This is a genomic window from Microbulbifer yueqingensis, assembly GCF_900100355.1.
GTDB lineage: Bacteria > Pseudomonadota > Gammaproteobacteria > Pseudomonadales > Cellvibrionaceae > Microbulbifer > Microbulbifer yueqingensis.
Window position 1 is genome coordinate 1 of record NZ_FNFH01000005.1, and the last position, 16,253, is coordinate 16,253.

Here is a 16,253-nt window from a genome sequence, read left to right on the forward strand (position 1 = left end):
TATTCTACACATCCGGGCTGCTGAAGCAAGTGCTTTTTAGCAGCTTTTTCCGGCTCCCTGACCGACCGCTCGGGCCTTTCCGGGAACCCCGACCACCGCTTCCGGTGACCGTCGAAGGGGCGCGCATTATATCGACCTCTTCGTGCTTGGCAAGCCTTTTTTGAAGGCTTTTTTCAGTGCCGGAGGCGATGCCCGAAGGCGTCTTTTCCCGACCCTGAAGGAGCGCCTGGCCCCTTCCGAAGGGGCGCGCATTATAGCGAGCCCTTCGATCCTGGCAAGCTCTTTTTTCAATAAATTTTCCTAAGAAAATCAATCACTTGGAGCTGCCTCCCCGCCACTTCTCAAGCAGCGAGGGCGCGAACTATACGGACTGCCCCGGGGGCTTGCAAGCGCTTTTGTGACAAAACTGTAAAAAAGTTTTTTCGCGACCCGAGGCGCCCGAAAACTGGTCAATCTTCCAGGGTAAAAAGGTGGTACTTCTTCTTGCCCAGGCGCACGATAAAGAAACGCTCACTCAGCGCCCTGTCGCGGGCGAACACGCCGGCGGGGTCGCCGTTGCGGTCGATCCCCACAGGCTCACTGTTCACCAGCACGGCATTGCGGCCCAGCGCATCCTTCACCGGCTTGCCGGAGGCGGCCATTCCCGCGTCCACCAATACCTGGATCAGGCTCTGCTCAGCAAAATCCCGCGGCAATACCGAGCTGGGGAGACCATCCTGGCGCAATTGCTCCAGGTCACTCGCCGACAGCTCGCCAATCTCACCAGAAAACATGGCCCGGGAGATCCTCTCGGCCGCGGCCAGCCCAGCCTCACCATGCACTTCCCGGGTGACTTCACGAGCCAGTATCCCCTGGGCTTCCGGCTTGCCGGCACGCTCGGCGTCAGCTCGCTCGATCGCATCGATCTCGTCGACACTGAGGAACGTAAAGTAGCGCAGGAACTTATATACGTCCGCATCGGCGGTGTTAAGCCAGAACTGGTAGAAGGCGTAAGGCGAGGTACGCGCCGGATCCAGCCATACCGTGCCACTCTCGGTCTTGCCGAACTTGGTGCCATCCGCCTTGGTGACCAGCGGCAGGGTCAGCCCGAAGACCTTCCCGCGGTGCTGGCGCCGGGTCAGGTCTACCCCACCGGTAATATTGCCCCACTGGTCGGATCCGCCGATCTGCAGGGTGCAGCTCTCCCGGTGATACAGCTCAGCGAAATCCATGGACTGCAGCAGCATGTAAGAGAACTCGGTGAATGATATCCCCTCGCCCTCGCGCTGGATCCGCTGCTTGACCGATTCCTTGTTGATCATATTGTTGACGGAGAAGTGCTTGCCCACGTCCCGCAGGAAATCGAGCACGCTCAAGCCCTGGGTCCAGTCGAGATTGTTGACCACTGCGGCGCTATTCTCACCGCAGTCGAAATCGATGAACTGGGACACCTGGGCGCGAATCTTCTCCACCCAGCCAGAAACCACCTCGGGTGTATTGAGGCTTCGCTCCTGCGCCTTAAAGGATGGGTCGCCAATCAGGCCGGTTGCGCCGCCAACCAGGGCGATAGGCCTGTGACCTGCCGCCTGAAACCTCTTCAATGTCAGCAGCGGTACTAGACTGCCTATATGCAGGGAATCAGCGGTGGGATCGAAACCGCAATAGAGGGTGCGGGAATGCGCCAGGTGCTCGGTAAGCTCCCCATCCCCGGTGGCCTGATTGATCAGCCCGCGGCGGTCCAAGTCTTTCAGCAGTGTGGTGTCGACCCCAGCCATCGTTTCCCCTCATGAATTGACTGCTACAGAAGCCGCTGCTGGCGGCAAAACGGGCAGCAACATTACCCGATATGGAGCCAAATACAAGCAGGCCGCCGCGCCCCGACCGAAAAGGCTGCAAACGCAAAGGAACTAGGTCATGGACAGACAGGTCAATTACTCCGTGAATCAGGATGAGATTTTTGATATAACACACTCTCGGTGTTCGTTTTTTAGGCACCAGCAAGCATTCAATACAAGTACAAACAGCGCCCCCTGTTAAGACCATGCAGAATCAACGCACCCCCAATCCGCGCCTGCTGGGCGCCCTGCGCCAGCATTTCCCGCGCACCCACGCCCTGGCGGCCGGCGCCGCAAGCTGCGCCCTGGCACTCGCCATGTTTGTCTCCACCCCGGAGGTCGAGGCGAAGCGTCTTTCGCTACCCGTGACCCTGTCCGCGGTCGAGGAGACCGGAGCGGCGGCCCCCGATGTGGCATTGACGGCTCCTGCACCCGCGCAGGCGGCACCCGCACAGGTAAGCACCAAGCGCGTGGAAGTGCGAAACGGTGACACGCTGTCCGACCTGTTCGAGCGCGCCGGGGTCGACACCCGGCACATGTATGAACTGCTGGAAAGCGGCAAGGAAGCTCGCGGTCTCGCCAGGCTGAGCCCGGGTGAGGAACTCACCTTCCATATCGCAGACGACGGCTCGCTGGAGAGCCTTGAACTTCACCGCGATCGCCTGAGTCGCCTGGAATTCAAGCGCGGCGATGCCGGAGACTTCACCTACGCCCTGCATCAGCGTGAAGCCGACAGCTATCCCGCGTATCGCCAGGCCGAGATCGAGAGCTCACTGTTCATGGCCGGAAACGAGGCCGGGCTGAGCAACAACCTCATCATGGAAATGGCCCAGGTTTTCAGCTCCGATATCGATTTCGCGCTGGATATCAGGAAAGGAGACCGCTTCAGCGTCCTGTATGAGGAAGAATTCCTCGATGGAGAGAAGATTGGTAACGGCCCGATCCAGGCAGTGACCTTCGTCAACCAGGGCAAGACATTCAGCGCAGTACGGTACGTAGACAGCAACGGCGACGCCAATTACTACACACCGGAAGGCAAAAGCATGCGCAAGGCGTTCATCCGCACACCGGTGGACTTTGCCCGTATCAGCTCGCACTTCAATCCGCGCCGCCTGCACCCGATTTTCAAGACCCGTCGCCCGCACAACGGCACCGACTATGCGGCGCCGAGGGGTACGCCGGTCTACGCGGCCGGCAGTGGCCGCGTGGTCAAGGCGGGCTACAGCAAGGCCAACGGCAACTACGTGTTTATCAAACACGGCGATCGTTACGTGACCCGCTACCTGCACCTGACCAAGCGCAAGGTGAAGACCGGCCAGCGTGTGAAGCAGCGCCAGGTCATCGGCACCGTCGGCTCCACCGGTTACGCCACCGGCCCGCACCTGCACTATGAATTCCTTGTGGATGGCCGCCACCGCAACCCGGCTACCATTGTGCGCAAGCTGCCCAAGGCGAAATCCATCCCGGAGGCTGAGATGGGTCGCTTCCGCGCCCAGACCCAGCCACTGCTGGCAAAACTGGAAAATTACGAACAACCGGCGCTGGCACAACGCGGCGAAGAGCAAAACCAACAAAGCGTCAACTGACAGCATGGGCGAGCTTTATGTCGGCCTGATGTCCGGCACCAGCGTCGATTGTATCGATGCGGTGCTGGTGGATTTCAGTGAGGAGAACTCGCCCAGGCCCCATATCCTGGCGACGCTGGGGCACCCGATTCCCGGCGCATTGCGGGATGCCATCCTGGCACTCTGCGCGCCGGGCCCATCGGAGCTTGACCGCGCCGGGCAACTCGACAGCCAGCTGGGCCGGCTGTTTGCGGAAGCGACCCTCGCCCTGCTCGAGCGCGCCGGTATCACTCCGGAGCAGGTCACTGCGATCGGCAGCCATGGGCAGACCGTGCGGCACCGCCCGCCCGGAACCGTGGCCCACCCCTTCACCATGCAGCTCGGCGACCCCAACACCATTGCCACACTCAGCGGAATCGCAACCGTAGCGGACTTCCGGCGCCGGGACATGGCCCTCGGCGGCCAGGGAGCCCCGCTGATGCCGGCCTTCCACCGGGCAGCCTTTGCCACCGCCGAGAACGACCGCGCCGTGGTGAATATCGGCGGCATGGCCAATATCACCGAGCTGCGCGCGGATGGCGGAATCCGCGGATACGATACCGGCCCCGGTAACGCCCTGCTGGACTACTGGATCGGGCTGCACCGCAGCCAGCCCTTCGACCGTGACGGCGCCTGGGCAGCCAGTGGCAGGGCGAACCCCGAGCTGTTAAACCGGCTCATGGCCGACCCCTATTTTTCCGCCCCGCCGCCCAAGAGCACCGGGCGCGAGGCCTTCAATGCCACCTGGCTGGAACGGGCCTGCGAGGGCCTGGAGCTGGCGCCGGCGGACGTGCAGGCCACCCTCGCCGAGGTGACCGCGGCCAGTATCGCCGATGCAGTAAGGAGCTTCGCCAACGGTGGCGAGCTGTTGATCTGTGGCGGGGGAGCGAGGAACTCGGATCTCATGCAGCGCCTGCAGCGCCGCCTGCCCACCTGGTCTATCGCCTCAACCGGGGACTACGGCATCGAGGCGGACTGGCTGGAGGCCGTGGGCTTCGCCTGGCTGGCGCGCCAGACCATGCGGGGACTACCGGGGAACTGCCCCGGCGTGACCGGGGCAGCGAGGGAAACGGTGCTGGGCGGCATATATCCGGCCTGAGGCCGGTTTCAGATCGAGAAGGAGGAGCCGCAGCCGCAGGTGGAAGACGCGTTCGGGTTCTGCACCACGAAGCGTGAACCGGACAGGCCCTCCTCGTAGTCGACCGTCGCCCCTACCAGGTATGGATAGCTCATCGCATCGACGACAATCTCTATGCCGCCTTTCTCGACCAGCGCATCGTCCTCAGCCACCAGCTCGTCAAAGGTGAACCCGTATTGAAAACCGGAACAGCCGCCGCCGGTCACGAAAACCCGCAGTTTCAGCTCCGGGTTCCCTTCCTCCTCCAGCAGGCTCTTCACCTTGGCCACGGCCTTGTCGCTCACGACAACGGGATCAGGGGAAAAGGAAACAGCTTCTGACATAAGTTTCTCTCGACAGACAGGGGCCCGCAGTGAATGTACAGGAATTGTACTGAATCGGGCCGGGTGGCGGCCATATTGCAAAAACCAACGAAATCAGTCAAGTATTCCGCAGGTTGCGGCCGGCCGGGCGCACTGCAACCCGGCCGGCACTTCCGCGCTACAGTTACTCCCCGTCGACGGAGGCCTCTTCAGAGTACTCGAGCATACGGGGCTCACTGGCGCTATCCATCTCCACGTTGGAAACCAGGGAACCGTTTACCTGGGCGCCTTTCACCATCTCGATCAGCTTGTAATGGACATTACCCTCAACCATCGCCTTGGCGGACAGCTCCAGGTGGCGGGCCGCGTAGACGTCGCCAGTGACATTGCCATTGATCACCACGTGGGGTACGCGGATCTCGCCCTCCACTTTGCCGCCATCGACAACCTGCAGGCGGGCATCGCTGTCGCTGTGGGCGCTGACATTGCCCTTTACCGTGCCCTCGATGACGAGATTGCCGCGGAAATGCAGGTCGCCGCTCACTTCGGTCTGGCGGGCGATCAGGGTCGTGTGGTTACTTCCAGAGCTAGCCATAGTCGTCGTCTTCTCTTTCTCTTGTTTTCTGAACATATCGGTCAAAACCTCGTGCAATCAGCGCCCGCTGTCAGCTCTTCTGAACCAGCCAGCCATAACGCTGCTCGATATTGAACCCCTTGCGCGCCCCGGACTTGAGTGACAGCTCGACTCCCTCCGGCTCGAAGCCATGAGGCAACTGTAGCTCGCCCTCAATATTCTGGAAATATTTGAAGCGCAAGGGGATCTTCTCGCCCTCCACCTGCTGCGACAGTTCGCTCAGGGGATAGCGTTTGGGCTGTCCATCCTGACTGCCCACCACGGTGAAGGTAGCGTGTCCCTTCACCACGGTGTGTCTCGTCGCGGACTGCTGCACCAGCAACTTGAACTGGTAGCGGCGCTCCTCGTCCGTCTGCGAAAGACTGAAACGGCCGATGGATACACCGTCACTGTCCTCGTCGGGAGCCATCAGCCCGCGGTAAAAGGAAATTTCCTGCTTGAGCTCGGCGATACGGTTCTCTTTCTCCACCAGCTCGGCCCGGACCTTTTCGCCCGCCTGCTCGCCTATCGCCAGCGACTGCTCCGCAGTGGCAACCCGCAGGCGCAGGGCTTCGTTCTCTTTACGCAGTGACTCGAGAGTTTCGACGGCCGTCGCATGGGCCAGGGTTTTCCGGTCGAACCCCTTACGCAGGTTGTACTGCCCGGCGTAGTAGGCCGACGCAGAGGTCACCAGAACCAGCAATGCCACGCCGAGTACCGACAGTACGCCAAAATACGGCCGGTGCGGCACCACTTTCATGCGGTAGTTCTTGCTGCGTTTTACTTTTTTTGCCATGACACCCGGTGGATTCTCAATCTCGTTAATCTGACGACCCTGTTGAATTAGCCGATTCTAAGGCAGCAGCGCCGGGCTCTCCAGTCCGAGCTTCTCATTCAGCCCAAACATGATGTTCATATTCTGTATTGCCTGGGCCGAGGCGCCCTTGGCCAGGTTGTCGATCACCGACATGACTACCACGGTATCCCGGTTATCGGGCCTGGCCAGGGCGATCCGGCACATGTTGCTGCCGCGGACACTTCTCGTCTGCGGGTGGCTGCCCGGAGGCATCACATCCACAAACGGCTCATCCGCGTAGCGGCGCTCAAACAGTTCCTGCAGGGCCTGGAGTTCCAGGTCCGACTGCAGGCGCGCATACAAAGTCGCGTGGATACCACGGATCATGGGCAACAGGTGCGGAACGAAGGTGACCGAGGCGGGAGTGCTGCCCTCGGCCTGCACCCGGCGCAGTCCCTGTTCAATTTCCGGCAGGTGTCGGTGACCCGCCGCCGCGTATGCGCGGAAATTATCGCTGTTCTCCGCCAGCAGCAGCTCGGTCTTGCCCTGCCGGCCCGCGCCGCTGGCGCCACTGGCGGCACTGGCAATCAGCTGGCCCGCCTCCACCGCACCGGCCTCCAGCAGCGGGATCCAGCCCAACTGGATAGCCGTCGGATAACAACCCGGGCACGCTATCAGTTGCGCCCCGGCGATCTGGTCACGATTGACTTCTGGTAGCCCGTAGACTGCCTGTGCCGCCAGCTCCGGGGCGGTGTGTGACTGGCCATACCAGCGCTCCCACGCGGCGATGTCCTGTAGGCGGAAATCCGCAGACAGGTCTATGACCCTCACGCCGCGCCGCATGAGCTCCGGCACCTGGGCCTGGGCCACCCCGTGCGGGGTGGCAAAAAAGACCAGGTCACAACCGGCGAGCTGTTCGGTATCCGGCTCGCAAAAAGCCAGGTTACAGTGACCTCTCAGGCTGGGGAAAAGTTCCGCCACCGGCTTGCCCGCCAGGGCCCGGGAAGTGATCGCAGTGAGTTCCACCTCAGGGTGCGGCACCAGCAGGCGCAGCAATTCCACTCCCGTGTAACCCGTACCCCCGACAATCGCTACCTTGATCACCAACTGACTCCTTACTCGCGTATCCTGCACGGGCGCCAGGAGTTCTGCTGGCGCCGTCTGTATAATGGATGCTGCACTCTACCACAAGCCAACACCAGCAAAGGACGCAAGGTGCCGCAGAAATCACGTCCCACCAGCAAGAAGAAACTGCAGACATGGCCGCCGCGGGAGCGCGGGCTGGAAAAGTGGCGCCTGCAGCTCTCCTCACAGGACGCTCTTGCCCCCCTGCTGGCCATGGCACTGCTCACCGGCATCCTGGCCGGCATGGTCACCGTGGCCTTCCGGCTCTTCAGCGAGATACCGGCAGAACTGTTCCTGGCGGTACCCGAGCGCTACGAGACTCTCCCGCCCCTGTGGCGTTTCGCCCTGCCCCTCGCCGGCGCGCTCGTGCTCGCCGCGGTCTACCATCTGCTGCGCTCCGGGATCCGCCATGTTGGCGTGGTGCACGTCATCGACCGGCTGCACAACCACCAGGCCCATATGCCATTGGGCAACGCCCTGTTGCAGTTTTTCGCAGGTGCCATTGCCCTCGTGAGCGGACAATCCGTGGGACGGGAGGGGCCGGCCGTACACCTCGGTGCTGCCAGCGGCAGCTGGATGGCGCGCAAACTACGCCTGCCCAATAATTCCGTCCGCAGCCTGCTGGGGTGCGGTGTGGCCGCCGCGATTGCCGCCTCGTTCAACACCCCCCTGGCCGGCGTGGTATTTGCGATGGAGGTGGTGATGCTCGAGTATTCGGTGGCCGGCTTCCTCCCGGTCATCCTCGCTGCAGTGGCGGGCAGTGCCGTCACGCAGCTGGCCTTCGGCAACGAGCCGGCTTTCAATGTCCCTGCCATCCAGCTGAGCTCCCTGGCCGAGTTGCCGATACTCCTGCTCTGCGCCATCGTGATCGGCACCCTCGCGGCGCTGTTCATCCGCGCCCAGCGCCGCCTGGCGCCGCTGCAACGACGGTCCCCGGCGCTGCGCTTCCTCGCCGTGGGCCTGGTGACCGGCACTCTGGGGATCTGGGTACCCGAAATCCTGGGAGCCGGCTACGATACGCTCGAGCTGGCGATGCTCGGCGACATTGCCCTGGGCACCCTGATAGTGATCGTGGCAGCAAAGCTGGTGGCGACGGCTTTCGCCTCCGGGCTCGGCATCCCGGGTGGGGTGATCGGCCCCAGCCTGTTCCTCGGCGCCTGCCTCGGCGGTATCGCCGGCAGCCTGACCAACCTGTGGCTGGGGGAGTACACCGCCAGCCCGGGGTTCTACGCCATGGTGGGTATGGCAGCCATGATGGCGGCCCTGCTGGACGCGCCGCTGGCAGCGCTACTGGCCATCCTCGAGCTCACCTACAACCCGAATGTCCTGTTTCCCGGCATGATGATGATTGTGGTGGCCTGCCTGGTCAGCCGCTATTTCTTTTCCGCCGAGGGTATCTTCCAGGAGACCCTGCGCGCCCTGGACAAGAGCGGCACGCCGAGCTGGCGAGCGCAGATGCTCAGCCGGGTGGGCGTGGCCAGCGTGATGGAACGGCGCTTCGTCGTCGCGCCGCAGAAAGTGGGAAAGGACCAGGCAGAACGTCTGATCCAGCGCCATCCACAGTGGATCCTGGTAGAGCTGCCGGACGAACCGGCCCACCAGTTACTCCGGGCGGCAGACCTCGCGACCTTCCTGCAGCGGGTGAAAGAACGACAGGAAGAGGAGGCAGAGACAGGCGGCAGTGAACCCGGCGAAAACGGCGAGCTCCCCCCGGTCGACCTGCTGCAGTTGCCCGGCGAGCGCTACGTGCTGGCAGCTCTGAACTGGCGCAGTACCCTGCTCGAGGCGCAGCAGAAGCTGGAGGCCAGTGGTGCCGACGCGCTGTACATTTCCCGCGGATATGCCGGCGCACTGGACAAGGACGCCTCGGGCATTATCCTGCCAGCGGATATCGATAACTTTTACCGCAAGTGACCCTTGCGCCGGGCAATCCGCCCGGGATCATAATCACAAGGAATACGCAATGCTCTGGGTCAAAGCCTTTCACCTGATGGCCATGGTCACCTGGTTCGCCGCCCTCTTCTACCTGCCGCGACTCTTCGTCTACCACCGCGACGCCACCGACGCCACCAGCCGCGACCGTTTCTGCATCATGGAACGCCGTCTCTACCGCGGCATCGCCCTGCCCTCGATGCTCGCCACTATTGCCCTGGGCATCTGGCTCATCTCTTTCAATGTCGACTATTACAAGAGTGCCGGCTGGCTGCACGCCAAGCTATTCATCGTGGTGCTGCTGATCGGCTATCACCATGTGTGTGGGGCCTACGTGCGCCAGTTTGCCGCCGGCACCGTCACCCGGAGCGGGCGTTACTTCCGGGTGTTCAACGAGCTGCCGGTACTCGCACTGGTGTCGATCGTGATCCTGGCCGTGGTAAAGCCGTTCTGATCTCGCCCGGGGCCCCTGTGCCAACTTGGGCGGGGGCCTGGACAGTAGCCACGGGCCCGGCCGCGCCGCTTAGGCGCGGGATCACACAGGCCCCGCGCCACAGAACAACTAGAATTAACCGCAAAGTCACCGGCCACCGCATGCGATCACAATGGATACTCGTCAACCCGTCATACTGACCATCACCCATCACGACCCGAGCGGCAGCGCAGGAATCACCGCCGACACAGAGACAGCCGTCAGCCTTGGCTGCCACTGTACCTCCGTAGTGTCAGCGATCAGTGTCTGCGACACCGGAGAGCTGCATGGCGTCGCGCCGGTGGAAGATACCCTGCTGGTGGAACAGGCGCGGGCAGTGCTTGAAGACATGCCGGTGGCAGCGATCAAGATCGGTTACCTGGGCTCGGTGGAGAACGTGCAGGCCCTGCACAGTGTGCTGAGCGACTATCCCGACATTCCGCTGGTAATCGACCCCGACGCTACCCTGGCCGACAAGGACAGCATGCTGGCGCCGCCCTTGTGGGCAGCGATGAGCTCCCTGTTGCTTCCCTTTGCCACCATGGTCTGCCCCAATCGCCGCGAGGCTCGCGCAATGGCGGTGGAGGCGGACGTGCTCGACGCCCAGGCCCAGGAGTTACTGGAAAGCGGCTGTCGCTACCTGCTGTTGACCGGGGTACCCGCCGCCGAACAGAAGCTGGAAAACCGCCTTTACGACGAACGCGGGCTCGTGCGCCAGTTTCTCTGGCAGCAACTGCCGCCGGCCGCCTACGGCACCTGTGGGACCCTGGCCACCGCCATCGCCTGCCATATCGCCCACGGCCTCACCATGATCGAGGCCGTGAGCCGCAGCCAGCAGTTCACCTGGAGTGCCATTGCCGACAGCCGCCGGCTGGGCATGGGCCGGCCGGTACCCAACCGGCTCTTCTGGACCAAGCGCTGAAGCAGGGTCCCTCAGGAATCTGCTGCCGACCTGAGAAATTTCTGTTTCCCCGTGATATTTGCCGCGGCGACAGCCTGCCGCGGGGCATTTGCCCCCGCCGGCGGCCATCCGGATAATACCCGCCAAATTTCAGCCAACCAGCAAGGCCGCGAGTCGATATGAGTAAATCCGAGCAACTGTTTGCCGAAGCCCAGCAGTACATCCCCGGCGGCGTCAACTCACCGGTGCGCGCCTTCCGGGCGGTGGGCGGAACCCCGCTGTTTATCGCCCGGGCCGAGGGCGCCTACCTGTTCGACGCCGACGGCAAGCGCTACATCGACTATGTGCAGTCGTGGGGCCCGATGGTGCTGGGCCACGCGCACCCGGAAGTCATCGAGGCAGTGGTGGAACAGGCCCAGTCGGGCCTCAGCTTCGGGGCGCCCACTGAACTGGAAACCGAGCTGGCCGAGGAGCTGTGCCGCCTGTGGCCGAACATGGACCTGGTGCGCTTCGTCAATTCCGGCACCGAAGCCACCATGAGCGCCATCCGCCTGGCCCGCGGCTTTACCGGCCGTGACAAGATCGTCAAATTCGAAGGCTGCTACCACGGCCATTCCGATTCCCTGCTGGTGAAAGCCGGCTCGGGCGCGCTGACCATGGGCGTACCCTCCTCTCCGGGGGTGCCCGCCTCCGTGGCCGACCACACCATCACCCTCACCTACAACGACCCCGAGTCGGTGCGCGAGTGCTTTGCGCAGCTGGGGGATCAGATCGCCTGCATCATCGTCGAGCCGGTGGCGGGCAACATGAACTGCATTCCGCCGGAACCCGGGTTCCTGGAAACCCTGCGCGAAGTGTGTGACCAGTACGGCGCCCTGCTGATCCTCGACGAGGTGATGACCGGCTTCCGTGTCAGCCTGACCGGTGCCCAGGGCCATTTCGGCATCGAGGCCGACATCACTACCCTGGGCAAGGTTATCGGCGGTGGCATGCCAGTGGGCGCCTTCGGCGGCAAGCGCGAAATAATGGAACAGATCGCGCCGCTGGGGCCCATCTACCAGGCCGGAACACTTTCGGGGAACCCGGTGGGCATGGTGGCGGGCCTCGAGACCCTGCGCCTGGTGCAGGAACCCGGCCTCTACGACCAGCTGAATGCCAGGACTGAAAAACTCGTCAATGGCGTTCTGGATGCCGCAAAGGAGGCGGGCATTCCCCTGACCGCCAACCGCGCCGGCAGCATGTTCGGCTTCTTCTTCACCGACGAGCCCCGCGTGACCAACTACAAGCAGGTGATGGCCTGCAACGGCAAACAGTTCAACCGCTTCTTCCACGGCATGCTGGACGAGGGTGTCTACCTGGCGCCCGCATCCTACGAGGCCGGCTTCATGTCGGCAGCCCACAGCGACGAGGATATCGAGCAGACCATCGCCGCCGCGCGTCGCGTGTTCGCAACCATGGCCTGACGGGGCGCCGCCCCTCAGGCGGCCAGGGCCGCCATCACCAGCAGCGCCAGGCAGCAGCCGTAGCTCGCAAACCAGAAGGTAGAGCGCGCCGCGTGCCAGTCGCACAGGTAACAGGCGCCATAGATCACGCGCAGGCCGATAAAGGCCAGCGACAGGCCCGCCAGCCACTGCTCGGCCACGCCCGCGACCATGGCCGCCAGCACCGCCGCGGCAAATACCGGCAGCGCCTCGAAGCTGTTGCGCTGGGCCCAGTCCGCCCGCTGCGCCAGGCCCTCCTGTGCCTCCAGGTAGCGACGGGGCGCACGGTTGTCATAACGCCCCTGGCCACTGGCCTTGGCGATGACGGTAAACAGGTAGGGCATCAGCACGGCTACCAACAGGCACCAGAGTGCAACGGACATCGATGATTCTCCTTTTGTTATGATTGCCGCCAGCATAGTCGAGCCGGCAGCACGGTGGCAGTACCCGGGCCGGCGGCGCGGGCGATCTATCCTTCAAACAGTCTTCAACGGGAGTCCAGCCCCATGAGTATCAGCCTTGAGCGCGGCGCCTTCCCCAACACACGCATGCGCCGCCTGCGTGCGCGCGACTTCTCCCGCCGCCTGGTGCGCGAGCAGCACCTGATCCCGGATGACCTGATCCTGCCCCTGTTTGTCATCGAGGGGCGCGACGAGGTCCAGCAGGTGGCCTCAATGCCTGGCGTGGAGCGCCTCAGTGTCGACCTGCTGGCAGACAAGGCCCGAACCCTCACCAGCCTCGGCATACCGGCCGTGGCCCTGTTCCCGGTGGTCGATCCTTCGGCAAAGTCCGAAGATGCCCGCGCCGCCTTCGACAGCGATGGCCTCGCCCAGCGCGCGGTGCGCGAGCTGAAGGACGCCGCGCCGGAACTGGGCGTGATCACCGACGTGGCCCTGGACCCGTTTACCAGTCATGGCCAGGACGGGCTGATGGACGACAGCGGGTATATCACCAACGACGACACCGTCGAGGTCCTGGTGAAGCAGGCTCTCTCCCACGCCGCGGCCGGTGCCGACGTGGTCGCGCCCTCGGACATGATGGACGGCCGTATCGGCGCCATCCGTTCCGCACTCGAGCGCGAGGGACATGTGAACACCCTGATCATGTCATACGCAGCAAAGTACGCTTCGGCTTACTATGGCCCGTTCCGCGATGCGGTGGGATCCGCCGGCAACCTGAAAGGCGGCAGCAAGGCCAGCTACCAGATGGATCCAGCCAACGGTGACGAGGCGCTGCACGAATGCGCCCTGGATATCCGCGAGGGGGCGGACATGATCATGGTGAAGCCGGGCATGCCGTACCTGGACGTGGTGCGCCGGGTGAAGGATGAGCTGCGGGTACCGACCTTCGCCTACCAGGTCAGCGGTGAGTACGCCATGCACTGCGCGGCATTTGATAACGGCTGGCTTTCGCGGGAGGCGGTGATCCTCGAGTCTCTGTTGGCGTTCAAGCGGGCGGGCGCGGACGGGATCCTTACTTACTTTGCCGAGGAGGCGGCGCGGTTGCTCAACGGTTAGCCCCGGATCGGCAGGGCCCGGCGGACCCGTATGGGGACCCAGCTCTTCAGTTTCAGTCCCTTCAACGGGACTCGGCAGGGAACACGATCAGGGGGCGGCCTTCCTCATCGGCGCCCATTTTCGCGCCCTGCGGTAGTTCCGGCGAGCCCCGGGCAGCGTCGGGCCCGATAGAAACAGGGATGGTAAACATACCACTCTGCCCGACACCCTGCTGATCCAGGGCGAACGCCAGGCGAATCCTGAATGCGCCCTCCCGTTGGGGTATAAAGCTCACCCTGAATTCCCGGCGTTCCCTTCTTTTCACCGGACCGAAATTGGCAGAATCCGAGGCATCGAGCAACAGTAACCCCGGTTCCGGCAAAACCCGGACCCGCAGCGAATCAGAGTCGATCCCACTAGCCAGTTTTACTGTTAGGCGCAGGGGCTTCCCCACCGCCGGGCTGCCTTCCAGTTCATATGCCACCGAAACGGGAATACCTGGCTTTGCCGAAGCATGACGGTCACCCGATTCATCATTATTCACTGGCCCAGATGCCTTTGCTAATTTCGGGTTACTCGCACAGCCACTGGCCTGCGATGCTCCAGCAAAGAGGATGATTAAACAGCCCACAGCCAAGCGCCTGAAGATTGCTGTTACTTTCATGAGATGCTTACCTCCATACAGATGCGCCCCGTTTTCTCTCCCTTGATCATGTCCCCGTCCGTCACTTCCAGGACATAAGTTCCGGGCTCAAGCGTAGCCTCCAGGGATGCGCTCCTCCCGTCTTCACTCGCCACCGAATAATGGTGGCGTTGACCGTTTTCTAGCAGGTAAAACTTCGGCTTCGCCGCTTCGTCGCCCTCGACCAGCAAGCTAAAACTTCTCTGCTCGGCCACCTCCAATCGCAAAAACTGTCGTACGGAAAGCTTGTTTCCATCACCGGCGGAATCGAACTGGCTGTTTGCACACAGGGTCACCGGTGAACCCCCAACCACCAGGTCGCGATACAGTGGCAGCACGTCCTCTGCACCGGCATTGTTGGTCTCCAGCGTCGCCCACCCGTCCACGACTTCCGCGATCTGCTGTGCCTGCACCAGGGCGGATATATCCTGGAAGGCGGCTGGGTACTGCTGCTTCAGCTGATGCACAAAGGGAAAGATGCTGACCGGCGCCTCGCCAGTACTTAACTCGCCGGTAAGCACTTGGTGAATCGCAGGAAAGCCCCGCCGCTCATCGCCATCTCCCATCAGGCCGGCGAGCCCGTAAATCAACTGGATCATGGAAGCTTCGCCATACCAACCCACCACGCCCCAGGGATTGGTCCTGACATCATAACCCCACCCACCGGCCTGTCCCTCTCCCAGGGAATCCCTGTAAACCGGGTCCCCTGTCACTATGACGGCAAAGGCGGTGGCAAAGCCTTCATTAAATGCCAGGCGGTGATCGAGCCACTGTGCCACACTATGCGGACCGCCGATCGAGTCCCATCGCGACAGCCTGTGCTCATAGTAGTGCGCGAATTCGTGCAGAATCACATGCTGGTCAAATTCTTCGGTATCCTCTCCCGCCATACCCAAGAGATAGATACTCCCATTTCGGGGCCTGTAGTGGGACGACCAAAGCTCTCCCGCGGAGCGATTGGTGGTTTCGCTTCTTCTATTGTTCGGGCTCCAGTACACCCGCAAATCCGGCAGCCTGTCTTCCTGCCCGCTTTCGATGAGAAATTCGACAGCGCCGTAAATCGTATCAAGGATCGCGAAAGGGGCTGCCACGCGAGCCCCGCTATATTCCTGCCCGTCCCAGCCGGAGGTGGCGATGAGGTTCAGCTCGGTGTCCCCTGAGACAGTGACTGGCTCGCTTTCCATCGCGTAGAGAGCATTTCCCGCGGTATTGTCGGCAACTCTTATATCCCAACCCGGTTGCCCGTCCCCCACCATTCGGGCCTGTACCCGCACCCGAACTTCGCTTCCCTCTTCGACCACCAACTCATAGAAACCGTTTTCATCGGTAACGCCAGTGTCCGCCTGGCTGCCTTCGCCGACATAGACCGCTGAAACCACAAGTCCTCGGCCAGGCGAGATATAGGTATTCTCGTAATCGAGGCCAAAACTCACAGGATCGTGGGGTACGCGCTCAAAAGATATTGTGCCGCTAAGGCGACTGGTTGCGACGGCATCCTCGGCGCCAGCTCCACTCCCGCCGTCGCCCCCACCGCCACCCCCACAGGCTCCCAGACTTTGAATTAGCAATAAGAGAATGAAGACGATAAGGGGCACCCCTTTCGTATTTTTCATTATTTTTTTCCAGCGGTAGGTGAACGGATATTCCAGAGGACGTTCGTTAACCCTTAGCATAGGAATCCCACTAGTCAACTTGCTTGCAAGTCCGGACAAAAGGGATGCCGTAAGGCAGTCCGCGACCGCGAAAATCGCGTCAGGTTGTCCAGGGGGAAGGTGTGAACTGCGGTGGGTTTTTCACTGCAGGCTGAGAACGATTACAGGCTGGGGTCTGTGAAGCTCTGGCAGGGGGAACTCTCCGGGGACACCTTGACAGCAACCCCCGGGGCAAATGAGCTGAG

General features: G+C 62.5%; 15 protein-coding genes. 7 read left to right on the plus strand and 8 right to left on the minus strand.

Features of this window, described 5'->3' with window-relative positions; all coding sequences use genetic code 11:
• Nucleotides 1-449 precede the first annotated feature (449 nt).
• A complete protein-coding gene (gene tyrS, locus BLT26_RS11965; RefSeq protein ID WP_091514406.1) occupies nucleotides 450-1,754 on the minus strand; it encodes a tyrosine--tRNA ligase in 1,305 nt (434 codons plus the stop codon).
• Between the two features lie 266 nt (nucleotides 1,755-2,020).
• Here tyrS and BLT26_RS11970 point away from each other — a divergent pair, with 266 nt between their 5' ends.
• Nucleotides 2,021-3,400 (plus strand): peptidoglycan DD-metalloendopeptidase family protein, encoded by a 1,380-nt coding sequence (locus tag BLT26_RS11970; protein WP_091514410.1) that lies wholly within the window; start codon nucleotides 2,021-2,023, stop codon nucleotides 3,398-3,400.
• 4 nt (nucleotides 3,401-3,404) lie between these two features.
• On the plus strand, nucleotides 3,405-4,517 hold the full coding sequence (locus BLT26_RS11975) for an anhydro-N-acetylmuramic acid kinase (protein ID WP_091514413.1): 1,113 nt from the start codon (nucleotides 3,405-3,407) through the stop codon (nucleotides 4,515-4,517).
• An 8-nt stretch (nucleotides 4,518-4,525) separates the two neighbouring features.
• On the opposite strand, the gene erpA is transcribed toward BLT26_RS11975, so the two are convergent.
• The 4 genes from erpA to argC all read right to left on the minus strand — a co-directional run bounded on the left by erpA (nucleotide 4,526) and on the right by argC (nucleotide 7,371).
• Nucleotides 4,526-4,879: an iron-sulfur cluster insertion protein ErpA gene (gene erpA, locus BLT26_RS11980; RefSeq protein WP_091514417.1), complete on the minus strand. Its 354-nt coding sequence runs from the start codon at nucleotides 4,877-4,879 to the stop codon at nucleotides 4,526-4,528.
• Between the two features lie 163 nt (nucleotides 4,880-5,042).
• Complete coding sequence (locus tag BLT26_RS11985; protein WP_091514420.1) at nucleotides 5,043-5,453, minus strand: bactofilin family protein; 411 nt, start codon at nucleotides 5,451-5,453, stop codon at nucleotides 5,043-5,045.
• A gap of 70 nt (nucleotides 5,454-5,523) precedes the next feature.
• The gene (locus BLT26_RS11990; protein WP_091514424.1) at nucleotides 5,524-6,267 is read right to left on the minus strand and encodes a DUF6776 family protein; all 744 of its coding nucleotides are present in this window, start codon (nucleotides 6,265-6,267) and stop codon (nucleotides 5,524-5,526) included.
• A gap of 57 nt (nucleotides 6,268-6,324) precedes the next feature.
• Nucleotides 6,325-7,371: an N-acetyl-gamma-glutamyl-phosphate reductase gene (argC, locus tag BLT26_RS11995; RefSeq protein ID WP_091514428.1), complete on the minus strand. Its 1,047-nt coding sequence runs from the start codon at nucleotides 7,369-7,371 to the stop codon at nucleotides 6,325-6,327.
• A gap of 111 nt (nucleotides 7,372-7,482) precedes the next feature.
• Here argC and BLT26_RS12000 point away from each other — a divergent pair, with 111 nt between their 5' ends.
• From BLT26_RS12000 to hemL, 4 genes are all read left to right on the plus strand, one after another.
• Entirely contained in the window at nucleotides 7,483-9,306 is a 1,824-nt protein-coding gene (locus BLT26_RS12000; protein ID WP_245720696.1) for a chloride channel protein, read from the plus strand.
• Nucleotides 9,307-9,355: 49 nt separating this feature from the next.
• Nucleotides 9,356-9,778 (plus strand): protoporphyrinogen oxidase HemJ, encoded by a 423-nt coding sequence (gene hemJ, locus BLT26_RS12005; RefSeq protein WP_091514431.1) that lies wholly within the window; start codon nucleotides 9,356-9,358, stop codon nucleotides 9,776-9,778.
• A 151-nt stretch (nucleotides 9,779-9,929) separates the two neighbouring features.
• The gene (gene thiD, locus BLT26_RS12010; protein ID WP_091514433.1) at nucleotides 9,930-10,718 is read left to right on the plus strand and encodes a bifunctional hydroxymethylpyrimidine kinase/phosphomethylpyrimidine kinase; all 789 of its coding nucleotides are present in this window, start codon (nucleotides 9,930-9,932) and stop codon (nucleotides 10,716-10,718) included.
• A gap of 158 nt (nucleotides 10,719-10,876) precedes the next feature.
• Nucleotides 10,877-12,160: a glutamate-1-semialdehyde 2,1-aminomutase gene (gene hemL, locus BLT26_RS12015; protein WP_091514437.1), complete on the plus strand. Its 1,284-nt coding sequence runs from the start codon at nucleotides 10,877-10,879 to the stop codon at nucleotides 12,158-12,160.
• A gap of 14 nt (nucleotides 12,161-12,174) precedes the next feature.
• On the opposite strand, the gene BLT26_RS12020 is transcribed toward hemL, so the two are convergent.
• Entirely contained in the window at nucleotides 12,175-12,561 is a 387-nt protein-coding gene (locus tag BLT26_RS12020) for an MAPEG family protein (protein WP_091514440.1), read from the minus strand.
• 123 nt (nucleotides 12,562-12,684) lie between these two features.
• On the opposite strand from BLT26_RS12020, the gene hemB reads away from it, so the two are divergent.
• Nucleotides 12,685-13,695 (plus strand): porphobilinogen synthase, encoded by a 1,011-nt coding sequence (gene hemB / locus BLT26_RS12025; RefSeq protein WP_091514443.1) that lies wholly within the window; start codon nucleotides 12,685-12,687, stop codon nucleotides 13,693-13,695.
• A 61-nt stretch (nucleotides 13,696-13,756) separates the two neighbouring features.
• Here hemB and BLT26_RS16330 read toward each other — a convergent pair whose 3' ends face one another.
• Nucleotides 13,757-14,338 carry a hypothetical protein gene (locus BLT26_RS16330; protein WP_139169530.1) on the minus strand — a complete coding sequence of 194 codons (582 nt, stop codon included), beginning with the start codon at nucleotides 14,336-14,338 and terminating at the stop codon, nucleotides 13,757-13,759.
• Nucleotides 14,335-15,969, minus strand: coding sequence for a hypothetical protein (locus BLT26_RS12035; RefSeq protein ID WP_091514449.1), 1,635 nt, complete (start codon nucleotides 15,967-15,969; stop codon nucleotides 14,335-14,337). Before BLT26_RS12035 ends, BLT26_RS16330 begins: the two co-directional genes overlap by 4 nt.
• Nucleotides 15,970-16,253 lie beyond the last annotated feature (284 nt).

Bases quoted from the DNA above. Each gene is read 5' to 3' on its own strand.
- tyrS (WP_091514406.1), bottom strand. From the start codon at position 1,754: ATGGCTGGGGTCGACACCACACTGCTGAAAGACTTGGACCGCCGCGGG.
- BLT26_RS11970 (WP_091514410.1), top strand. From the start codon at position 2,021: ATGCAGAATCAACGCACCCCCAATCCGCGCCTGCTGGGCGCCCTGCGC.
- BLT26_RS11975 (WP_091514413.1), top strand. From the start codon at position 3,405: ATGGGCGAGCTTTATGTCGGCCTGATGTCCGGCACCAGCGTCGATTGT.
- erpA (WP_091514417.1), bottom strand. From the start codon at position 4,879: ATGTCAGAAGCTGTTTCCTTTTCCCCTGATCCCGTTGTCGTGAGCGAC.
- BLT26_RS11985 (WP_091514420.1), bottom strand. From the start codon at position 5,453: ATGGCTAGCTCTGGAAGTAACCACACGACCCTGATCGCCCGCCAGACC.
- BLT26_RS11990 (WP_091514424.1), bottom strand. From the start codon at position 6,267: ATGGCAAAAAAAGTAAAACGCAGCAAGAACTACCGCATGAAAGTGGTG.
- hemJ (WP_091514431.1), top strand. From the start codon at position 9,356: ATGCTCTGGGTCAAAGCCTTTCACCTGATGGCCATGGTCACCTGGTTC.
- thiD (WP_091514433.1), top strand. From the start codon at position 9,930: ATGGATACTCGTCAACCCGTCATACTGACCATCACCCATCACGACCCG.
- hemL (WP_091514437.1), top strand. From the start codon at position 10,877: ATGAGTAAATCCGAGCAACTGTTTGCCGAAGCCCAGCAGTACATCCCC.
- BLT26_RS12020 (WP_091514440.1), bottom strand. From the start codon at position 12,561: ATGTCCGTTGCACTCTGGTGCCTGTTGGTAGCCGTGCTGATGCCCTAC.
- hemB (WP_091514443.1), top strand. From the start codon at position 12,685: ATGAGTATCAGCCTTGAGCGCGGCGCCTTCCCCAACACACGCATGCGC.
- BLT26_RS16330 (WP_139169530.1), bottom strand. From the start codon at position 14,338: ATGAAAGTAACAGCAATCTTCAGGCGCTTGGCTGTGGGCTGTTTAATC.
- BLT26_RS12035 (WP_091514449.1), bottom strand. From the start codon at position 15,969: ATGAAAAATACGAAAGGGGTGCCCCTTATCGTCTTCATTCTCTTATTG.